This window comes from Sorangium sp. So ce302, from assembly GCF_051530145.1.
Classification (GTDB): domain Bacteria; phylum Myxococcota_A; class Polyangia; order Polyangiales; family Polyangiaceae; genus Sorangium; species Sorangium cellulosum_B.
Genome location: NZ_CP150326.1, coordinates 7,836,705 through 7,854,583, shown reverse-complemented (window position 1 = coordinate 7,854,583; position 17,879 = coordinate 7,836,705). Strand labels below are relative to the sequence as shown.

General features: G+C 71.5%; 14 protein-coding genes. 8 read left to right on the top strand and 6 right to left on the bottom strand.

Annotation, left to right across the window (positions count from 1 at the left end; genetic code table 11):
* Positions 1–240: 240 nt before the first annotated feature.
* Positions 241–2,643, top strand: a complete 2,403-nt coding sequence (locus WME73_RS29655) for a PAS domain S-box protein (protein WP_437911716.1) — start codon at positions 241–243, stop codon at positions 2,641–2,643.
* 37 nt (positions 2,644–2,680) lie between these two features.
* Here the strand turns inward: WME73_RS29655 and WME73_RS29650 are convergent, their stop codons facing one another.
* Positions 2,681–3,442 carry an SDR family oxidoreductase gene (locus tag WME73_RS29650; RefSeq protein ID WP_437911715.1) on the bottom strand — a complete coding sequence of 254 codons (762 nt, stop codon included), beginning with the start codon at positions 3,440–3,442 and terminating at the stop codon, positions 2,681–2,683.
* A 291-nt stretch (positions 3,443–3,733) separates the two neighbouring features.
* Here WME73_RS29650 and WME73_RS29645 point away from each other — a divergent pair, with 291 nt between their 5' ends.
* Positions 3,734–3,931, top strand: a complete 198-nt coding sequence (locus tag WME73_RS29645) for a hypothetical protein (protein ID WP_437739757.1) — start codon at positions 3,734–3,736, stop codon at positions 3,929–3,931.
* 58 nt (positions 3,932–3,989) lie between these two features.
* Here the strand turns inward: WME73_RS29645 and WME73_RS29640 are convergent, their stop codons facing one another.
* Positions 3,990–5,240: an SLC13 family permease gene (locus WME73_RS29640; protein ID WP_437911714.1), complete on the bottom strand. Its 1,251-nt coding sequence runs from the start codon at positions 5,238–5,240 to the stop codon at positions 3,990–3,992.
* Positions 5,241–5,292: 52 nt separating this feature from the next.
* Here WME73_RS29640 and WME73_RS29635 point away from each other — a divergent pair, with 52 nt between their 5' ends.
* Together WME73_RS29635 and holA are read left to right on the top strand one after the other, a co-directional pair.
* Positions 5,293–5,829, top strand: coding sequence for a hypothetical protein (locus WME73_RS29635; RefSeq protein ID WP_437911713.1), 537 nt, complete (start codon positions 5,293–5,295; stop codon positions 5,827–5,829).
* 107 nt (positions 5,830–5,936) lie between these two features.
* Entirely contained in the window at positions 5,937–6,995 is a 1,059-nt protein-coding gene (gene holA / locus WME73_RS29630; RefSeq protein ID WP_437911712.1) for a DNA polymerase III subunit delta, read from the top strand.
* A 239-nt stretch (positions 6,996–7,234) separates the two neighbouring features.
* On the opposite strand, the gene WME73_RS29625 is transcribed toward holA, so the two are convergent.
* From WME73_RS29625 to WME73_RS29615, 3 genes are all read right to left on the bottom strand, one after another.
* Positions 7,235–8,002 carry a hypothetical protein gene (locus WME73_RS29625; protein ID WP_437911711.1) on the bottom strand — a complete coding sequence of 256 codons (768 nt, stop codon included), beginning with the start codon at positions 8,000–8,002 and terminating at the stop codon, positions 7,235–7,237.
* A gap of 258 nt (positions 8,003–8,260) precedes the next feature.
* The gene (locus tag WME73_RS29620) at positions 8,261–9,244 is read right to left on the bottom strand and encodes a hypothetical protein (RefSeq protein WP_437911710.1); all 984 of its coding nucleotides are present in this window, start codon (positions 9,242–9,244) and stop codon (positions 8,261–8,263) included.
* 1 nt (position 9,245) lies between these two features.
* Complete coding sequence (locus tag WME73_RS29615) at positions 9,246–11,177, bottom strand: MutS-related protein (protein WP_437911709.1); 1,932 nt, start codon at positions 11,175–11,177, stop codon at positions 9,246–9,248.
* Positions 11,178–11,298: 121 nt separating this feature from the next.
* Between WME73_RS29615 and WME73_RS29610 the strand changes: the two genes are divergently transcribed.
* The 3 genes from WME73_RS29610 (at position 11,299) to WME73_RS29600 (ending at position 15,043) form a co-directional block, all read left to right on the top strand.
* The gene (locus WME73_RS29610) at positions 11,299–12,753 is read left to right on the top strand and encodes a cytochrome P450 (RefSeq protein ID WP_437911708.1); all 1,455 of its coding nucleotides are present in this window, start codon (positions 11,299–11,301) and stop codon (positions 12,751–12,753) included.
* 150 nt (positions 12,754–12,903) lie between these two features.
* A complete protein-coding gene (locus tag WME73_RS29605; RefSeq protein ID WP_437911707.1) occupies positions 12,904–13,389 on the top strand; it encodes a sugar dehydrogenase complex small subunit in 486 nt (161 codons plus the stop codon).
* Between the two features lie 40 nt (positions 13,390–13,429).
* Entirely contained in the window at positions 13,430–15,043 is a 1,614-nt protein-coding gene (locus WME73_RS29600; protein WP_437911706.1) for a GMC family oxidoreductase, read from the top strand.
* Between the two features lie 255 nt (positions 15,044–15,298).
* Here the strand turns inward: WME73_RS29600 and WME73_RS29595 are convergent, their stop codons facing one another.
* Positions 15,299–15,982, bottom strand: a complete 684-nt coding sequence (locus tag WME73_RS29595) for an HAD family hydrolase (RefSeq protein WP_437911705.1) — start codon at positions 15,980–15,982, stop codon at positions 15,299–15,301.
* Positions 15,983–16,765: 783 nt separating this feature from the next.
* Between WME73_RS29595 and WME73_RS29590 the strand changes: the two genes are divergently transcribed.
* Complete coding sequence (locus WME73_RS29590; protein WP_437911704.1) at positions 16,766–17,806, top strand: hypothetical protein; 1,041 nt, start codon at positions 16,766–16,768, stop codon at positions 17,804–17,806.
* The last annotated feature ends 73 nt before the right edge of the window (positions 17,807–17,879 follow it).

Genomic DNA, 17,879 nt, shown 5'->3' with positions numbered 1-17,879 from the left:
CCCGAAGTCCGGCCAGGGTCGGACGCAAAGCCTGAGCGCGCCGGGTGACCGCTCGCCGGACTCGCGCAGCGTCCGCCGCCGCGCGTGGCCCTCGGTCCGAGCCCTGCATCACCATCCGGGATGTGCGTCCCCGGTACGCGCCCGGGCAGACGAGCTCAACCTGAGTCATGGGTTCGCCAGGGGCAGCGTCATCCGAGGCGAACCATCGGACTCCGCGCAACGCTGTGATAGGAGGATCTGATGAAGTACCGCTGGGCGGCGGAGCCCTGGCATGGTGCGCCGCGCGGCGTGGCCGTGACAGCCGCCTGCGCGATCGGGATCGGCTCCGCGGCTCTGCTGGGGTGGTCGATGGGCGTGACCCCGCTTGTCTCGGTCGGGGAGGGTCTGCCGAGCATGGTGCCGAATGCCGCGGTCGCCTTCATCCTCTCCGGCGCCGCGCTCTGGATCCTGGGCGGGGAGGGGCGTCCGGCGCTGCTGCGCCGGTTCGGGCAGCTCTGCGCCGCCGCCGTCGTCGCGTTCGGCGTCGGCGTCCTCGCGGAGTATGCCTTCGGCTGGGAGCTCGGCATCGACACGCTGCTCTTCCCGAACACCGTCGATTTCCCGGGCCCGTTTCCCGGGAGGCCCCCGCCGAACACCCTTCTCTGTTTCATCCTGATCGGCGCGGGGCTCTTGATGCTCCGCACGGATACGCGACGTGGCCGGCCGATCGCGGAGCTGCTCGTGCTGCCGGCCGCGGCCCTCGTGCTGAGCGCGCTGACCGCGTACGTGTTCGGCGACGGCTATTTTTACGGGCTGCTGCTCCTGGTTCCGTTCACGGGCATGCCGCTCCACGGGGGGATCGCCCTGCTCGCGCTGTGCGCCGGGATCCTCGCGGCGCGGCCCGATCACGGGGCGATGGCCACGCTCAGGTCGAGCGCGCCAGGCAGCATCCTGCTGCGGCCCCTGCTGCCGTGCGTGCTCGCGCTCCCCCTCGTCCTCGGCCGTCTCTTCCTGGCGGGCATGGCGACGGGTGCGTACACGCTGGCGGCGGCGTTCTCGCTCGTCTCGGTCGTCACGACGCTGCTCCTCGGGATCGTGGTCTGGATGAGCGCGGTGCGCCTGAACCTGCTCGACGAGGCGCGGTGTCGGGCAGAGGCGGCGCGCGCGTTCCTCGCGACGCTCACCCACTCCTCGGACGACGCCATCATCGGCGGCGACCCTGACGGGATCATCCAGAGCTGGAACCCGGCCGCGGAGCACCTCTATGGATATGCCGCCGAGGAGGTGATCGGGCGGCCTGTGGCGATGCTCTCTCCCCCCGAGCGCGCTGGCGAGGCGGAGGAGAGCGTCACGCGCCTCCGTCGTGGCGAGCGCGGCGAGCATTTCGAGACGGTGGGCCGGGCCAAGGGCGGGAGGAGGCTCGAGCTCGAAATGACGATTTCCTCGATTTTCGATGAGGCGGGCCGGCTCGTCGGCTTCTCGAGGATTTGCCGTGACATCGCGCGGCGCAAGGCGATGGAGGCCGAGCTCGCGAGCGCTCATGAAGCGGAGCAGCGCCACCGGAACGCCGAGGCGAGAGAGCGGCGGCGGCTCCAGGCCGTGATCGAGCAGATGCCCGAGGCGGTGATGCTGATCGACGCCGACGCGCAGCTCACCATGCTCAACCGGGTCGCGGCCGACTACCTCTGTGAGTCGGCCGAGGTGCTCGACCCCCGCGGCCGCCGGGCGCGCTTCGACGTGCGGAGTCCGTCGGGCGAGCCGGTGCCGTGGGACGAGCTACCGATCATCCGGGCCCTGCGCCGCGGGGAGATCGTGACGAGCGTCGAGGTGCTGTTCCGGCGCGCGGACGGCGCGCTCGTCCCGGGGCTCGTCAACGCTGCACCGGTGCGGTCGGACGACGGCGAGATCCAGGGCGTCGTCGCCGTCTTCCAGGACATCACGTCGCTCAAGGAGATGCAGCGGCAGCGTGAGGAGTGGACCGGCGTGATCGCGCACGACCTCCGCCAGCCCATCCAGAGCATCGCGACGGCGAGCGAGCTGCTGCGCGTCCGGCTGGGCGGTGACGTGCCCCCCGACAGCGAGAAGCAACTCGCGAGGATCGCCGTGTCCGTCGACCGCATGAGCCGGATGGCCGACGATCTCCTGGACGCGACGCGCATCGAGGTGCAGGCGCTCAAGCTTGAGCCTCGCGCCGTGGCTCTGCGCGCGCAGCTCGTGGAGATCGTCGAGAAGGCGGCCGGCATGACGGCTGGCCACACCGTGCGCGTGGAGATCAAGGACGAGCTTCTGCCCGTGTGGGCGGACGCGGGCCGCCTCGAGCAGATCGTCACGAACCTGCTCTCGAACGCCGCGAAATACGGGGAGCGCGGGCGAGAGATCGTCGTCGCCGTCCGGGCCTCCGGGGGGGCGGCGCAGATCGAGGTGAAAAATTGGGGGCCCGGCATCCCGCCGGCGTCGCTGCCGCTTTTATTCAAGCGCTTCACGCGCACGCCCGAGGGCGAGGCGCGCCGCGTGCGTGGGGTCGGCCTCGGGCTCTACATCACGAAGGGTCTGGTCGAGGCCCACGGAGGGACGATCTCCGTCGAGAGCTCCCCCGGCGCGACGACGACGTTCCGCTTCACGCTGCCGTTCGCTGCCGAGGCGGCGTGCAGCAGGGAGGTCTGAGATCAGCAGGAGCCTCGTCTCGGTCTCCAGGAGCAGCTCAGGCCAGGGTCCTGCCGCCGTTCACGGACAGCTTCTGGCCCGTGATGAACTCGGCGGCGTCGGACGCGAGGAAGGCGACGGCCTCGCCGATGTCGTCCGGCGTGCCCATGCGCCGGAGCGGGTTGCTCGCCCGGTAGGCCTCGATGGTCTCGGCGCTCGCGCCCTCCTGGATGTGGCGCTCGACGACGACCCAGCCGGGGGACACCTGGTTGACGGTGATCCCGTGCGGGCCGAGCTCCATCGCCCAGGAGCGCGTGAGGCCGAGCTGCGCGCCCTTCGCCGAGACGTAGCTGGAGAACTCGGGGACGCCCTGCTCGAAGACCTCGGACCCGACGTTGATGATCCGCCCCGACCGGCGCTCCTTCATCCCCGGGACCACCGCCTTCGCGAGGAGGACCGGGCTCTTCACGAAGAACTCGAGCTGGTCGAGGCAGTGCTTCCAGGTCAGGTCCTCCAGCTTGACGAACGGCTGCGGGCCCGTCGCGTTGAGCACGAGCACCTCGACGGGGCCGAGGCGGGCCTGCACCTCGCCCACGAGGCGGGCGACGTCCTGCTCGTCGCGCACGTCGGCCCGGAACGCCTCGGCCTCGCCGCCGCCCTGGCGGATGTCCTCGACCACGCGCGCCGCCTGCTCGCCGCTGCCGAAGTAGTTGACCGCCACCCGCGCGCCCGAGGCCGCGAGCTTGCGGGCGATGGCCGCCCCGAGGCCGCGGGAAGCGCCGGTGACCAGGGCGACTCGTTTGGATAGTTGGTGCGCCATTCAGGCTCCTCCAGGAGATGGGTGGCCGCGGTTCGCTCGCCGCTGCGAAGGAGATCGGCCGCACAGGCGCGCCTCCAGGGGCGTCCCTGCCGCGCGGGCGCGGACCGCTCGCCGCGCGGCAGAGGCCTACAGAGGGTCGAGGTCGGCCACCCCCAGCTGTAAACGAGCACGATCCAGCGATACAAGATTTTTCCTCGTTGAAGCTTGATAAGAGGTCTTTCCAGCAGCAAAGTTGAATTTTTTCAATTCAATCGCTGCTGGGCCCACCGGGGATGGTGTACGCTGGGCCACATGAACAAGCGTGCGATCCGGCAAGCCTTGCGGCTCCTGGTGATGCTCGCCATGGGGCCTGTGTTCTGTGCGGCCGTCGGGATCACGGTGATCCACGCGTGGCTCGACGTGCGGCGCAGGCCGCCGGGACGGCGCCCTTTCGCGCGCGCTGGGGTGCGGCATCGCCGCCTGCGCCTGCGCGAGCAGGCGCCGCTGTGATCGGCGCGGCGCCTGCTCTGCGTGGCGGCGTGGCGAGGTCGCGCCGCGGCGGCGCGGCTCACCGTACGAGGAGGAGCCAGGCCAGCGCCGCGGCGGTCGAGGCGAGCGTCACCGGGACACCCACCCTGGCGTAAGCGCGGAAGCCGATCTCGCGCTCGGCGCCCACCGTCTCCACCACGATGATGTTGGCCACCGAGCCCAGCAGCGTGAGGTTGCCCGCGAGCGTGGACACCAGCGCCGTCGTGATCCACGCGAGGTGCGGATCGGGCTGGCTGCGGATGTACGAGTCCGCCAGGAGGATGAAGGGGACGTTCGAGACGATCTGGCACCCGACGAGCATCGCGATGCTCAGCCCGAGCAGGCCCATCGTCGGCCCGGCGGGGAGGAAGGGGCTGGCCGCGCGCAGCGCCTGCTCGGGCATGCCGGTCTTCTGGAGGCCCGCCACGACGATGAAGAGGGCCCCGAAGAAGACGAGCACGGTCCACGACACCCGCTCGAACAGGGCGTTCGCGTCGCGCCGGTGGAGCAGGATGACCGCGGTCGCGCCGCCGATCGCCGTCCACGCCAGGTTCGCGCCGAGCACGAACAGCGCCGACACGACCGCGATGCAGGCGAGCGGCGCCAGGGCGCTCGGCCGGGCGCCTCCCGCCGGCGCGGGCTCGGGCGCGGGCTCGGGCGCGGGCGTCCGCACCGAGATGCGGCGCCGGAGCAGCAGGTGCAGCGTCACGGCCGTGACGGCGAGCCCGATCAGCGCGGCGGGGCCCGCCTCCAGCAGGTACGTGCGGTACGAGATGCCGGAGAGGTGGCCCACGAGCATGTTCTGCGGGTTGCCGGCGAGCGTGAGCGCGCTGCCGGCGTTGGCGCCCATCGCGAGCGCGAGGAGGTACGGCGCCCGCTCGAGCCCCGCGCGCCGGGCGGTCCGGTCGACGAGCGGCGCCAGCATCACGCAGACCGAGTCGTTCAGCAGCACCGCGGAGGCGAGCCCGGAGCCCACCGTGACGAGGTAGAGCAGGCGGACCGGCGACAGGTCCCGCTGCGCGACCCACGCGGCGGCGCGCTCGAACACCCCCGCGGCGTCGAGCGACGCCGCGAGCAGCATCATGCCGAGCAGGAGGCCGATGGTGTTCGGCTCGATCGCCGAGAACGCCTCGCACGGGTCCAGGCCGGCGCCCGGGTGGATCGCGCTCAGGAAGACCATGGCGCACGCGCCCGCGAGCGCGCCGGCCGGGCGTCCGATGGGCAGGATCGACAGGCGCCGCGCCGCGATGAGCATGTACGTCACGGCGAATACGAGCAGGACGGACCACACGGCGCGGATCTAGAGTGGTCGGGGGGGATCCTGTCAAACTGAATGCCAAGGCATGGGCAGGCAGCTCTCGACCCCCACCGCGATCCTCCTCGGCAGCGCCATGATCGCCGCCGCGGTCTACCTCGGCCTTCGCCACGGCCCAGCCGGCGTCCCCGCGGACCCGCGCCCCGCCGGGGGAGCGCCCTCGCCGCCTGCCGATGCGGCGTCCGCCGCGGGGTCGGCGGCTCGGGCGCCTGGAGCGGGCGCGCCGGTGCGCCCGCTCCAGGCGCCGGCGCCGCGGCCCGCGCCGAGCGTGCCGCGCGACGAGGTCGCGACGCAGGCCGCGCGGGCGCTCGAGGCGCACCGGCCGGCCCTGATCGAGCGCTGCTACAAGCCGGCGGTCGCGGCGCAGCCGGCGCCGCGCGGGGTGAAGTACGTCTTCAACCTCACGTTCGACGCGCAGGGGCGGCAGCTCGCGCGCGGCATCATCGAGCATCGCGAGGCGTCGAGCCCCGAGGTCACGGCCTGCGTGGCCGCCGCGCTCCCGGCGGTCGCCGTCGCGCCGCCAGGGGCGAACGTGCGCGTCGATGTCCCGTTCTCGCTGCCGTGATCGAGGGGAGGGCCGGGCTCGGGCCCGCCGGCGCCGGGGGCGAGCGCGGCGCCCTTGACGCACCCGCCTGAACGCCCGATGCCGGAGCGGTGACGCCCGACCAAGCCTTGAAGGAAGCGGCCACCGGCGCCCTCCGCCCCGTCTACCTCGTGCTGGGGGAGGAGCGCTGGCTCGTCGATCGCGTGGTGAGCGCGATCCGGGAAGCGGCGGCCAAGGGGGGCATCGCCGGCTTCAACGAGGACAAGTTCACCGCGGGCGACGCGCCTATCGAGTCGATCCTCGGCGCCGCCCGCATGCTCCCGATGATGGGCCCGCGCCGCTTCGTGCTCGTCCGCGGCGTCGATCGCTGGGAGAAGAAGGACGAGGGCGACGACGGCGAGGGGGACGACGACCGCGGCGCGAGCGGCGCGGGCGGTAAACGGGGCGTGTCGAAGCAGCTGAGCCCGCTCGACGCGCTCGCGGAGTACACCAAGGCGCCGTCGCCGAGCGCCGTCCTCGTGCTCGTCGCGACGAAGCTCCACGGCCAGCGCCGCCTCGTCACCGCCGCCAAGAAGGGCGATTTCCTTGTCGCGTGCGAGCCCCTGAACCGCCGCGCCTTGCCCGGCTTCATCGCGACCGTCGCCCGCGAGAAGGGCAACCCGATCGCGCCCGACGTGGCCGATCAGCTCGCCGAGCTCGCCGGGCCCGAGCTCGGCTACGTGGTCGACGCGCTCGAGCGGCTCTCGCTGTACGTCGGGCCGAAGCAGCCGATCACCGAGGACGCGATCGCCCAGATAGTCATCCGCATCCGGCAGAGCACCGTCTGGGAGCTGATCGACGCGCTCGGGAAGCGGCGCCTCGACCGCGCGCTCGCGGCGCTCGCCGACGCCTACGATCCGCGCGACGGCGGGCTGCGGCTGCTCGGGGCGGTCTCGTGGTCGGTGCGGCAGATGGTGAAGTTCGAGTCGGCGCTCGCCGGGGGCGCGAGCCAGGCCGAGGCCGCCCAGCGCGCGGGCGTGGCCCCCTTCAAGGCGAACGACGTGGCGCAGTCGGTCCGCCAGCTCCCGAAGGGCGCGCTCGCCGGCTGGATGCGCGTGCTCGCGGAGACGGATCTCGCGCTGAAGAGCAGCCGCCGCCCGGCGCAGGCGGTGCTGGAGGCGATGCTGATGGAGATGTGCGCGCGCTGAGCGCGAGGCCGCGCGGGGGGGAGGCGCCGCGCGCGGCCGGCGTGCGAGGGGCTCGGCGCTCTGCTGACCCTCTATTTGCATCAGCAACCTGCCCGCGTCCCGTCGGCGAAGGCGCGCTTGAGCGACGGCCGCACCAAGCCGTCCTGTTGCATCGCGACGCGCTCCTCTGCGAGCGCTCGGTCGGGTGATCTCGAGAAGCTGCCGGCGCTGCAGGTCCACGATGTCCACCGAAGCGCGTCTCACGAGATGCGACCGTCGGAGAACGCAATGCGGAGGATCTTCGGTCGCTCGGGCAGCTCCACCCGCCAACAGGCGCCGTCGCGCTCTACCGTGACCTCTTCTGGCTTGGGTTCGTAGCTCCGAGTCAGGTCGCGTCCGCGCTGGTGCGCCTCTTCGCGATCGACGGGTCCAGGAACTCCATAAGAGCCAAGCCTCCGAAGGTAGTCTGCAAGTTCGGGATCGTCGGCGCGTCGTGCAAGCGATTCGTACCCGGCGAGCCGCGTGACCACGTCCGGAAAAGCGTCGCGACCTGCCGCCGTGGCGGCGGTGTTGCGCGCCCAGCAACGGACGAGCCCGAGGACGTACTCTCGCTTCGGGCAAGCGGGCTCTCGGGCGACCTCGAGCAACCCCGGAACGAAGTCTTCGGTCATGAGCGCCAGATCTTCGTCCTCGCTGCTGATGAGCCACCCGTTCGTGTACGCCCAAAGTCGAAGCGCTGCTTGGCTCCAACATTCGGGGAATCCGTGGGCCCAGTCGGCAAGGTCTACCCGGCAAAGCTCATCCCACAGTCGACCGAATGCCGGGCTGAAGTCGTCGGGGGTGGGGGAACCCGTCGTGCTCTGCCAAGCGGACGGCGTGACCTCACCTGCTTCGAGGGCTTCGCGCAAGACTTGGGTCACCCGCGCGCTCGACGGGTCGGAAGCGAGGCTCTGTCGCAAGCGTTCGATGTCGAATCCTTGCGGCTCCGCGAACGGGGACAACCTTCGAAGCGCTTCCTCCAGGGTCATCGAGGGGTCATCGTACAGCCTACCGGTGCCAACTCGAACCACGGCGTAGCGCCGCTTGCGGCGCCGGGAGATCGTTTCGTGAGCGGATGAGCTTTTCCTCGCCGAAGCCGCATGGGGCGCTGAGCGCGGCGGACCTCGAGCCGACGACCCCGCAGTGAGCGACCGAGATCGTGGTCGCCTCGACGTGTACCGCTAACTTTGCAGGTGGTGAGCGGGCCGGAGCTCGGTGACCGCCTCGCGCTCCGGGGATCGAAGCGCTCACTCCTCGACGCTGCGCCGCACAGCGAAGGCGAGGCCGCAGCCCTCGATCTGCTCGCGATGGATCACGCCGATCGGCGAGAGCCCTTGCTCGTCGACCCGCCGGCCCACGTGCAAGAGGACCTTCTTCGCCGCGAGATCCACGAGCGAGACGCGCGCCGAGCTCGCGGACGTTTTGAGCTCGGCCGGGCTCTCGGCCACGATGATCAGCACCTCCGCGCCGGCCGCCTTCTTCGCCAGCTCGATCGGGGATTGATCCAGCTCCTTGCGGTGCCTCTTCACCGCCGCGACGTCGCGGGCCGCGCGCACCGAGCCCTCGAACACGGGGCCGAGCACCGCGAGGCCGAGCCGCGCTTCGGCGAGCCGGCGGACGTTCGCTGTCTCCTCGTCGACCTTGGTCCCGCCGAAATACACGCCTCGCACCTTCGTGAGCAGATCGCGCTCCGAGGGCGAGGGCGGAGGCTTCAGGAGGCACAGGAGGAACGCATCCTTGTCGGATCCGCGCGCGGCGTCGTCGATCCCGCGAGCGTCGCGCAGCTCGGCGCGAGGAGCGCGCACGTACACCGCGGGCCGGCGGAGCAGGGCGTCGAGGGCCCCTGGAGCGCGGAGCGAAGGGTCGACGACATCGGTGGGGTCCCCGTCGCTCGCGGCCTCGCCGATCCAGCGATCCGTCGCCTCGACGAAGCCCTCGTGGCCCGCCGGGAACTCCGCGCGGCGCTCGTCGAGCACGGCCAGCAGGGCGCGACGCTCGGCCTCGACGGCGCGGCGATCCTGGACGTACATCGCGATCGCGAGGAGGACGATGGCCGCCGCCGCCAGCAGCGTGAGCAGCCGAGCGCGCCCGAGCCGCTTGTCGCTCGCGAACGTCCCCTTGATCCCGGCGCGAGCCGCGTGATGGCGCGCGCGCGCCCGGTGGCTGGCGGCCCGCTCCACGCGCGCGCGGAGCGCGGGGTTCATCCGCTCCGTCGTGAGGAACGTCGCCACGTCAGCTCTCCCCGGAGGGACCCGCGAACGCGGAGTCCCGACCCACGACGGAGGAACCCGCGAACGCGGAGTCCCGACCCACGACGGAGGAACCCGCGAACGCGGAGTCCCGACCCACGACGGAGGAACCCGCGAACGCGGAGTCCCGACCCACGACGGAGGGACCCGCGAACGCGGAGTCCCGACCCACGACGGACAGCGCTCGGGAGGCGGGCTGGTTGCGATCGATGTTGCGATCGATGAGGCCCTCGAGCTCGCCGCGGGTCACGCCGAGCCGAGCCGCGGCCTGGGCCGCGAGCGAGGTCGCGGCCACGCCGTCGACGAACTGGTACGTGGGCTTCTGCGCCGCGTCGAGCTCCACCTGGACGAACCGGAGGTTCCTTATCGCCTTCTCCCGCTCGAGCCGCGCCGCGAACGTCAGGAAATGCGTGGTGATGAACGCCTGCGGGCGGAGCTTCTCGAGCAGCGTGACGACGAGCTCGAAGATTTCCTCCCCCTCGGACGGGTTCGTCCCCGAGCAGAGCTCGTCGAGGATCACCATCGCTCCCGGGCCGAGCTCCTCGAAGAGCGCCCGGATCCGGAGGAGCTCCATGCCGAGCCGCCCCTCGCTCTGATCGAACTTCGTCTCCTGGATGAGCGACACCACGAGCCCCGGGACGCGGGCGACGCTCGCCCTGCGCGCCGGCACGAACATGCCCGCCTGCGCGAGGAGCTGCGTCAGCGCCACCGACTGGAGCAGGCGCGTCTTTCCGCCCGAGTTCGGCCCCGTGACAAGGAGCGTCGTGTCGGCCCGATCGGTCACGACGTCGCACGGCACCGCCTTCCCTCCGCCGGCGACGAGGAGCGGATTGAAGAGGCCGAGGAGCGCGCGCTCGCCCTCCGCGGCGGACCGGAGCTCCGGCAGGCAGACCTCGAGCCCCGCCGCTTCGGCGAGATCCCGGAAGCCGAGCGCTCCCAGGTAGACCTCCATCTCTCCGACGAGCGGGACCAGCTTGACGACCTGATCCTCGACGCCCTCGAACACCGCGTCGACGAGCCTCGCCATGACCTCTCCGTCGCCGAAGCTGTACCCGCGGAAGAACATCTCGAGCTTCGCGAGCCAGCGCCGCACCGGCGACAGCACGAACGGGTTCTCCTGCCGCTCCCGGACGGTCACGACGTCGAAGCCTCGGATGCGGCCGTCGGCGCCGACGCGGATGTCCAGGCGGAGCGTCGCGAGGTGCTCGTCGTAATCGAGGAGATCGGCCATCGATCGATATCCCTCGGTCGCCTGCACCGCCTGGCCGAAGTCGCGCAGCCGGGAGAGGCCCGATCGCGCGCCCTCGAACGACCCGCTCATCAGGTCGAAGACCTCTTTGACGATCGCGAGCACGTCGAGCTGCCGCCGCGTCGGATCGAACTTCTTCCCTGCCACCGCGCCCTCGAGCGCGCCCCGCATCCGGCACGAGGCCGTGTAGAGCCTCTCGAGCTGCGTGCGAAACGTGGGTGAGCCCGAGAGCTCGTGGAGGATCCCCCTCCGGAGCTCGGTCACGCGCGTGTCGCTCGGGGGCCGGGAGAGGACGCGGAGGATGAACCCTCGGTTGACGACGGCCTCGTGCCCCCCGACGCGGACGCGGAAGCACCGGGCCACGAGCTCCTCCAGGAACAGGTCCGGCGCGAAGCTCTTCGGATCCCACGTGGAGGGCCCGATGGGCGCCCGATCGAGCGCCTGGCTGAAGAGCCCGCCGGAGACGCCGCTTGTGAACGCGAACGAGAGGGACTGTCGCAGCTCGTCGAGATCCGTCCGCGCGGGCGGGTCCACGAAGAGCAGGCTGGGGATCTTGTCCGTGGACGGGAGGGCGGGCGCGTGGGGCACCTCGGGCGCGTAGGGCCTACCGGGCTCGGGCGGGCGGGCAATGCTCTCGGTGGGGACCTGCGCGCGGATCGGGTGCATGAGCAGACGACCCGCGCCCGCGGGAAAAGTTCCCCGTCTCCCGCGAAACCCCGCGTTTCCCCCGGTGCCGCCGTGGGACCGCCTTCGCGACCGCGCTGATGTACCCTCGGGCGAGCCGCCCATGACGACCGCAGCCCCCTCACCGCCCGCTCGCCCCGTTTCCGAGATCCCTGTTGCTCCCTCGATCCCGCTGCTCGGCAGCCTGCCGTGGATGGCGATCGACGCCGCGGGCTTCCTGGAGCGCGTCGCCATCGAGAAGGGGCCGATCGCCCGGATCCCGTTCGGGGCCGCGGGCATGGTGATGCTCACCCACCCGGACGACGCTCGCTACGTGCTCCACGACGCGGCCAGGAAGTACTTGCGCGGCGACAAGTCGAGGGAGACCGTACAGCCCGTCTTCGGCAACGGCCTGGCGATCAGCGATCCGCCGTTCTGGCTACGGCAGCGGCGCATCATGCAGCCGAGCTTCTCTCGCGCGCGGATCGCCAGGATGACGGCGGCGATGAACGCGGTGGCCGAGCGCCACCTCGCGCGCCTCACCGATGGCCAGGAGCTCCACGCCCACGATCTCATGCTCGGCATCACGCGCGACGTCATCGTGGAGACGATGTTCTCGCAGCAGCTCCCGTCGGACATCGCCACGCTCGACGGCGCGCTCGCGGAGATCGACCGCTACATCAAGATCCGGATGCTGCTCCCCTTCAGGGTGCCGCTGTCCTGGCCGCTGCCCTTCAACGTGCGCATCCGGGAGGCGACCGCGGCGTTCGACAGGGTGGTGTACGGCATCATCGACCGGCGCGAGCAGGGCGGAGAGCGGCCGGGGGACCTGCTCGACGCGCTCCTCGACGCGCGCGACGAGGAGACCGGCGAGCGCATGTCCCGGAAGGAGCTTCGCGACGAGGTGCTGCACATCTTCTTCGCCGGGCACGAGACCACGGCGAACGCGCTGACGTGGGCGACGGTCCTGTTCACCTTGCACCCGCACGAATGGGAGCGGGTGCGAGGCGAGGTGGACAGCGTGCTCGGAGGTCGCGCGCCCGAGGCGGAGGACGTGCCCAGGCTGACGCGGACGGCCATGGTCCTGCGCGAGACGCTGCGGCTCTACCCGCCGGCCTGGATGATCGTCCGCGAGGCGGTCGAGGACGACGAGATCCGCGGTTATGCCATCCCGCGCGGAACGTCGGTCCTGATCTCCCCCTTCGCGATGCACCGCCACCCGTCGTTCTGGCCCGAGCCGCGCCGCTTCGATCCGGAACGCTTCGCGGGCGACCCGGCGACGACGGGCGCCGGCAAGAACTGGGCATACATGCCGTTCGGGGGCGGGCCGCACGTATGCATTGGCAACCACTTCGGGCTGACGGAGATGGCAATCGTGCTGGCGCGGCTCGCGCAGCGGGGGAGGCTCGTCGCGCTGCGGCCAAAGGAAGCGCGACCGCGCGGCACGACCGCGCTCGGGCCGTCTGGCCGGGTGCCGGCGCGATTCGAGGCGCGGAGCGCCGCGGGCGGGCATTGGAGCCGATCGACCACGACGGACGGGGAGCGGTCGAGGAGAGACGGTCAAGCAGAGGATGGATGAGAGCGAACCTCGTGGGCCAGGGGAGATCGTGATTGACGCCGGGCACCCCGTCCCTCATCTCACCATGGCCTGCGCCACGAGCTTCCTCGTGGCAACAGCAGCAGCCAGCTGCTCAATCCGGGGCGGATCCCCCAGAGAGGCAGACTCCGCATGGGCCGGCGCCGTTTCGCCCTCTTCATCTGCGCGCTCCTCGCCGCGGCCGCCGGCCTTGCAAGGCACGTGGTCCGCGGCCGGGCCGCCACGCCGCTCGACCGGTTCCTCGCCTTGTCCACGGTGCTCACCGGGGTTGGCGACCTCGCCCGGGACCACGCGCAGATCTACCTCGACTGCCTGCTCGCACGTCCGGAGCAGGCCGCGGCGCTCGCGGACCTCTATACCAGGGCGGGGCTCGTCGGCGACGCTCCGGCGTGCCCCCTCGATGACCTGACCGCGCGAGGCGTCTTCGCCGACGCGCGCCTGCGGGCGCTCGCGGACGAGATCCTCCTGTTCTGGTACACGGGCCAGTACGACGCGGCCGACGGGCGCGCGCTGGCGACCTACGAGGGCTCGCTCGCGTGGAGATCGCTCCCTTACACAAGCGCACCGGGCATCTGCGGCGGGGCGATGGGGTCCTGGGGAGAGCCGCCCGCGGGGTGAGGCGGCGGGGCGCGCTGCCGCCGCCCGGACGGAGCTCGGTATGGGGGACAGGCTGCAAGCGGATGTGATCATCGTGGGCGCGGGCATCGCGGGGACGCTGGCCGGCTACCGGCTCGCGAAGGCGGGCGCCAGGGTGCTCGTGCTGGAGTCGGGGCCGCGGGTCGACCGCGACAAGGCCGTCAGCGCCTACCGGAGCGCCGTCGTCAAGACGCTGGACGCCCCCTTTCCTCGCTCCATGGCCGCGCCTGCGCCCAGCGAGAGCGCTCCCCGCGGGTACTACGTGCAGGAGGGCCCGGACCTCTTCAAGAGCACGTACCTCCGCGTCGTCGGCGGGACGACCTGGCACTGGCTCGGGACCGCGCTCCGCTTCCTCCCCGACGATCTCCGGATGAAGACCCTTTATGGAGTCGGCGTCGACTGGCCCATCGGGTACGACGTGCTCGAACCCTGGTACGTCGAGAGCGAGATCGAGATGGGCGTGGCCGGCGATGACAGCCTCGGCTCGCCGCGCAGCACGCCTTACCCCATGGCGCCCATCCCCCACAGCTACTCGGATCTGCGCATCGCCGACAGGATCTCGGCCCTCGGCTATCCGGTGACCGCGACGGCACAGGCGCGCAATAGCGCCGCGTTCGACGGCCGGCCCGCGTGCTGTGGCAGCAAATCCTGCATCCCCATCTGCCCGATCGCGGCTCGCTATGACGCCTCGGTGCACGTGAAGAAGGCCGAGCTCGCCGGCGTGCGGATCGTGGAAGAGGCCATCGCCACGGCCGTCGGCATCGGCCCTGACGGGCGCGTGTCGCGTGTCCTGTTCAAGCGCCCGGACGGCACCGATCACGAGGCCTCGGGCAAGGTCTATATCGTGGCGGCGCACGGGATCGAGACGCCCAAGCTGCTCCTGATGTCCCGGACCGACGCGCTGCCGGACGGGGTCGCGAACAGGAGCGGCCAGGTCGGGCGCAACCTCATGGATCACCCCATCCAGCTGAGCTGGGCGCTCGCCGGGGAAGCGCTCGGTCAGCCCCGCGGACCGCTCTCGACGGGGGGAATCGACGCCACGCGGAACAGCGCCTCTCGGGGGGTGCGCGCCGCGTTCCGGGTGGAGCTCGGCAACAGCGGGTGGCAGTGGCCGATCGGCGGGCCCGAGGTCGCCGCGGCCGATCTCGTGCGCAAGGGTCTACGTGGCCAGCAGCTCGCTGCCGAGCTCGCGTGGCATTGCACCCGGCAGCTCTGCGTGTCCAGCTTGATGGAGCAGCTCCCCGATCCCGACAACCGCGTCACGCCTGCCTTCGATCAGCGCGACGCGCTCGGGTTGCCGCGGCCGCGCCTTCACTACCGGATCGACCCCTATACCCGCGACGGCATGGCGGCCGCGCGCGCGATCCACGACCGGATCTTCGACGCGCTCGGGGCCACGCTCCGCGAGCACCGGCTCGAGCACGAGGGCGCCGGGCACGTCATGGGCACCTACCGGATGGGCGCCGACCCGAACACCTCGGTGGTCGACCCGAACCTGCGCGCGCACGACCACGACAACCTCTACCTGCTTGGCAGCGGCGTCTTCCCCACCGGCGGCGCCGTGAACCCCACGCTCACCATCGCCGCTCTCGCGCTGCGCGCCGCGCATTCCATCGCGACCGCGCTCGGGCGCTGACACCGGGCGTCGCGAGGAACATTGCCGGTGCTGAATGCAACATGTCGTACAGCGTTGTATCCGCCCCGATGCGCCCCTCCCTCACCCTCGACGTGCTCGGCCGTTCGGTATCCCGGAGGGTAGGTCATCTTGGAACTTTCGCGGACTCGTGGTCTGGGATCAAACGGCCGGTTGTGCGCGCTTCATGTCGCAGAGGCACGCTGTCGTATCGGCGCCGCAGCGGTCAGCCGGCCGCTCGCCGAGAGATCTCGGATCTCAACCGAGCAGCGCCTCGAGCGCGCCCCTCGCCCGGAGGTCGGTGAAGCTGTGGGTCGGGGCGCATGCGGCGAGCTCTGCGAGGGCGTAGGTGCCGGTGGCCACGGCGATCGACTCGGCGCCGATCGCCCGGGCCGCCGCGATGTCCTTCGGGGTGTCGCCGATGACGACGACGCGGCACGCGTCGAGCGGCGCCTCGAGCATGGCCGCCCCGCGCGCGGCGCCGATGCGCAGGAGCTCGTCGCGGCGCTCGTGATCACAGCCGAAGCCGCCGAACGCGAACCGCTCGTAGATGCCGACCCGGGTGAGCTTCGCCTGCGCCCCGGCGCGGACGTTCCCCGTGCCGAGGCCGATGGCGCACTTCGCGCGCCGGGCGGCGGCGTCGAGCGCCTCGATGACGCCGGCGTGGACCCGGGTGTCGCCGGCGAGCGACATCTCCTGCGCGAGGATCTCGACGTAGATCGCGAGGAGCGCGTCGATGGCGTCCTCCGTGGCCTCGCGCCCGACCGTCTCGAGCCCTGTCCGGATGATGGCCCGGTCGGTCATGCCGGCAAACGAGAACGCCTCGCACGCGTCGCGCCGGTCGGCGTACCGGGCGAACGCGTGCTCCATGGCGCGCCGGCCTGCGCCGCCGGTGGAGAGCAGGGTGCCGTCGATGTCCCAGAGGAGCACGGTGGGGCGCATGTCCCCATGGTATAGACCGGCGCCGCCCCAGGGCGAGCGCGGAAGGGCGGCGGGCGCGACGGCCTCGTCGCGGCCTCGCCTGGCGGCTCGGCCGGGGGTCGTCGGCGTCATCGTGGGTCGACCGGCGCGGGGACTTCCGGCGGCTGGTTGAAGGCTCGCCGCGTCGCCCGCCCCGCGCGAGCTCACCCAGGTTGGGAGCTTCCGGAGCGTCGGCTGACCCATCGGCTGACCCAGACCCAGGTTGAGGAGCTGTCAGCTCGTCCCGTCAGCTCACCCAGGTTGAGGCGCCAGCTCTCTGCGTCGCATCGGCTGACCCAGGTTGAGAATTCTGGGAGCGATGGCGCATCAAACATGAGAAAATTATGCCACTCGATGCAATGCGACGAGCTCGCCTTGATGTCGACCCTACATAATGAGTGGTTCGAACGCAGCTGTGCGGTGATCTCGGGCGCCAGATGATCCAGGTTGAGGACACAGTCAAAATTTGGGGGCAAAAGCTCATCTGGTGTGAGAATTTTTGTTCGATGAACGCAATGCGCGTTGTTGGCCCTGGCGCCTTCTTGTCGCGTCGTTCGTCCTCGCATCTTCTCTTGATGTCGAGCGTTTCGAGCGCAACCGTGCGGTGATCTCTGGTAAGAGAGGCGCTGGAAATCGAGAGAGCGCGTTGCCCGAGCGCCCGTGCCAGGCCCTCGACCCTGAGCCCGAGGCGCTCCACGCCTGCGGCGCCCTCGCGACCTGCGCAGGGCGCCCTCGCCGCGCGGGAGAGACCCGGAAGACAAGACCATGCGACGCCCGCTGCTCAGCCCGATCACCGCGATCCTGCTGCTGCTCACCTGCCCAGCACCGGCGGCGGCAGCGCCCCTCCCGCGGCGGCCGCCGCCGACCGGGCCGGAGCGTGAGATGCTCGACGAGGCGAAGCGGCTCCTGGACGAGGGGCGGCTCGCGGACGCGCGCGACATCCACCTGACGCTGTGGGGGCTCACGAAGAGCGCCTCCGATGCGTTCCGCGTGGGGATGCTGTCGTTCAGGCTGCACGACTTCGAGAGGGCGGCGGAGTTCCTCTCGATCTACTTCGAGATGGTCGGCACCCCCGACGCCCCGAAGATCTGGGTGCCGCCGGGCTTCAAGGAGAGCTACGAGCTCGCGAGGGCCAATTTCGCGGAAGCGCGGCGGCACGTCGGCGCGCTCGATGTGCGCGTGAGCGAGCCTGGCGCCGCCGTGCTCGTGGACGGGCGGCAGATCGGTGTGTCCCCGCTCCCGCGCCCCGTGTACGTGGCTCCCGGCCAGCACCGCGTGAGCGGACAGCTCGCCGGGGCGCAGCGCGAGGACGTGGCCGCGGTCGACGCGGGCGGCGAGAGGACCGTCTGGCTGACGTTCCCGCGCTCCCGAGCCGAAGCGCCAGCGCATCCTCCGGTGAGCAAGGTGGCCTCGCGGCCCGTCGCGCCACCGCCTCCTTCCACGCGCAGCCCCGCGCTCCGGTGGTGGACTGTGGGCGCGCTCGCGGCCACGTCGGCCGCCCTCGCCACCGTCGGAGCCCTCTCGGTCGTGGAGGCCAACGACGCTGCCGAGGAGCGGGACGCCGCCTTTTCCCGGGCGGAGCGGGAGGTCTTCCATTGCCGGCCGGGGCTCCCTGCCTGCGACGCATATGCCGACGCCGATGGGCGCACGAAGACGTTCACGGCCCTGTCCGTGGGCGCCTTCGTCGGTGCGGGTCTTTCGGCCGGCGGCGCCGTGGCCGCGGGGTTCCTGCTCGCGCCACAGGCAAAGGTCCGCGTGGAGGCCGCGGGGACCGCCCCGGGCCTGGGGCTCTCGTTCTCGTGGTAGCGCCCGAGCTCCGCAGAGACGTGCTCCCGCGCGGAGAGCCGACTTCATCTTTCTGAATGGCAGTTCATCTTTG

What these genes read in the sequence shown, in the direction of transcription:
- WME73_RS29600 (WP_437911706.1), top strand. Translation starts at nt 13,430, where the DNA reads ATGGGGGACAGGCTGCAAGCGGATGTGATCATCGTGGGCGCGGGCATC.
- WME73_RS29590 (WP_437911704.1), top strand. Translation starts at nt 16,766, where the DNA reads ATGCGACGCCCGCTGCTCAGCCCGATCACCGCGATCCTGCTGCTGCTC.
- WME73_RS29605 (WP_437911707.1), top strand. Translation starts at nt 12,904, where the DNA reads ATGGGCCGGCGCCGTTTCGCCCTCTTCATCTGCGCGCTCCTCGCCGCG.
- WME73_RS29635 (WP_437911713.1), top strand. Translation starts at nt 5,293, where the DNA reads ATGGGCAGGCAGCTCTCGACCCCCACCGCGATCCTCCTCGGCAGCGCC.
- WME73_RS29625 (WP_437911711.1), bottom strand. Translation starts at nt 8,002, where the DNA reads ATGACCCTGGAGGAAGCGCTTCGAAGGTTGTCCCCGTTCGCGGAGCCG.
- WME73_RS29615 (WP_437911709.1), bottom strand. Translation starts at nt 11,177, where the DNA reads ATGCACCCGATCCGCGCGCAGGTCCCCACCGAGAGCATTGCCCGCCCG.
- WME73_RS29610 (WP_437911708.1), top strand. Translation starts at nt 11,299, where the DNA reads ATGACGACCGCAGCCCCCTCACCGCCCGCTCGCCCCGTTTCCGAGATC.
- WME73_RS29595 (WP_437911705.1), bottom strand. Translation starts at nt 15,982, where the DNA reads ATGCGCCCCACCGTGCTCCTCTGGGACATCGACGGCACCCTGCTCTCC.
- WME73_RS29650 (WP_437911715.1), bottom strand. Translation starts at nt 3,442, where the DNA reads ATGGCGCACCAACTATCCAAACGAGTCGCCCTGGTCACCGGCGCTTCC.
- WME73_RS29645 (WP_437739757.1), top strand. Translation starts at nt 3,734, where the DNA reads ATGAACAAGCGTGCGATCCGGCAAGCCTTGCGGCTCCTGGTGATGCTC.
- WME73_RS29655 (WP_437911716.1), top strand. Translation starts at nt 241, where the DNA reads ATGAAGTACCGCTGGGCGGCGGAGCCCTGGCATGGTGCGCCGCGCGGC.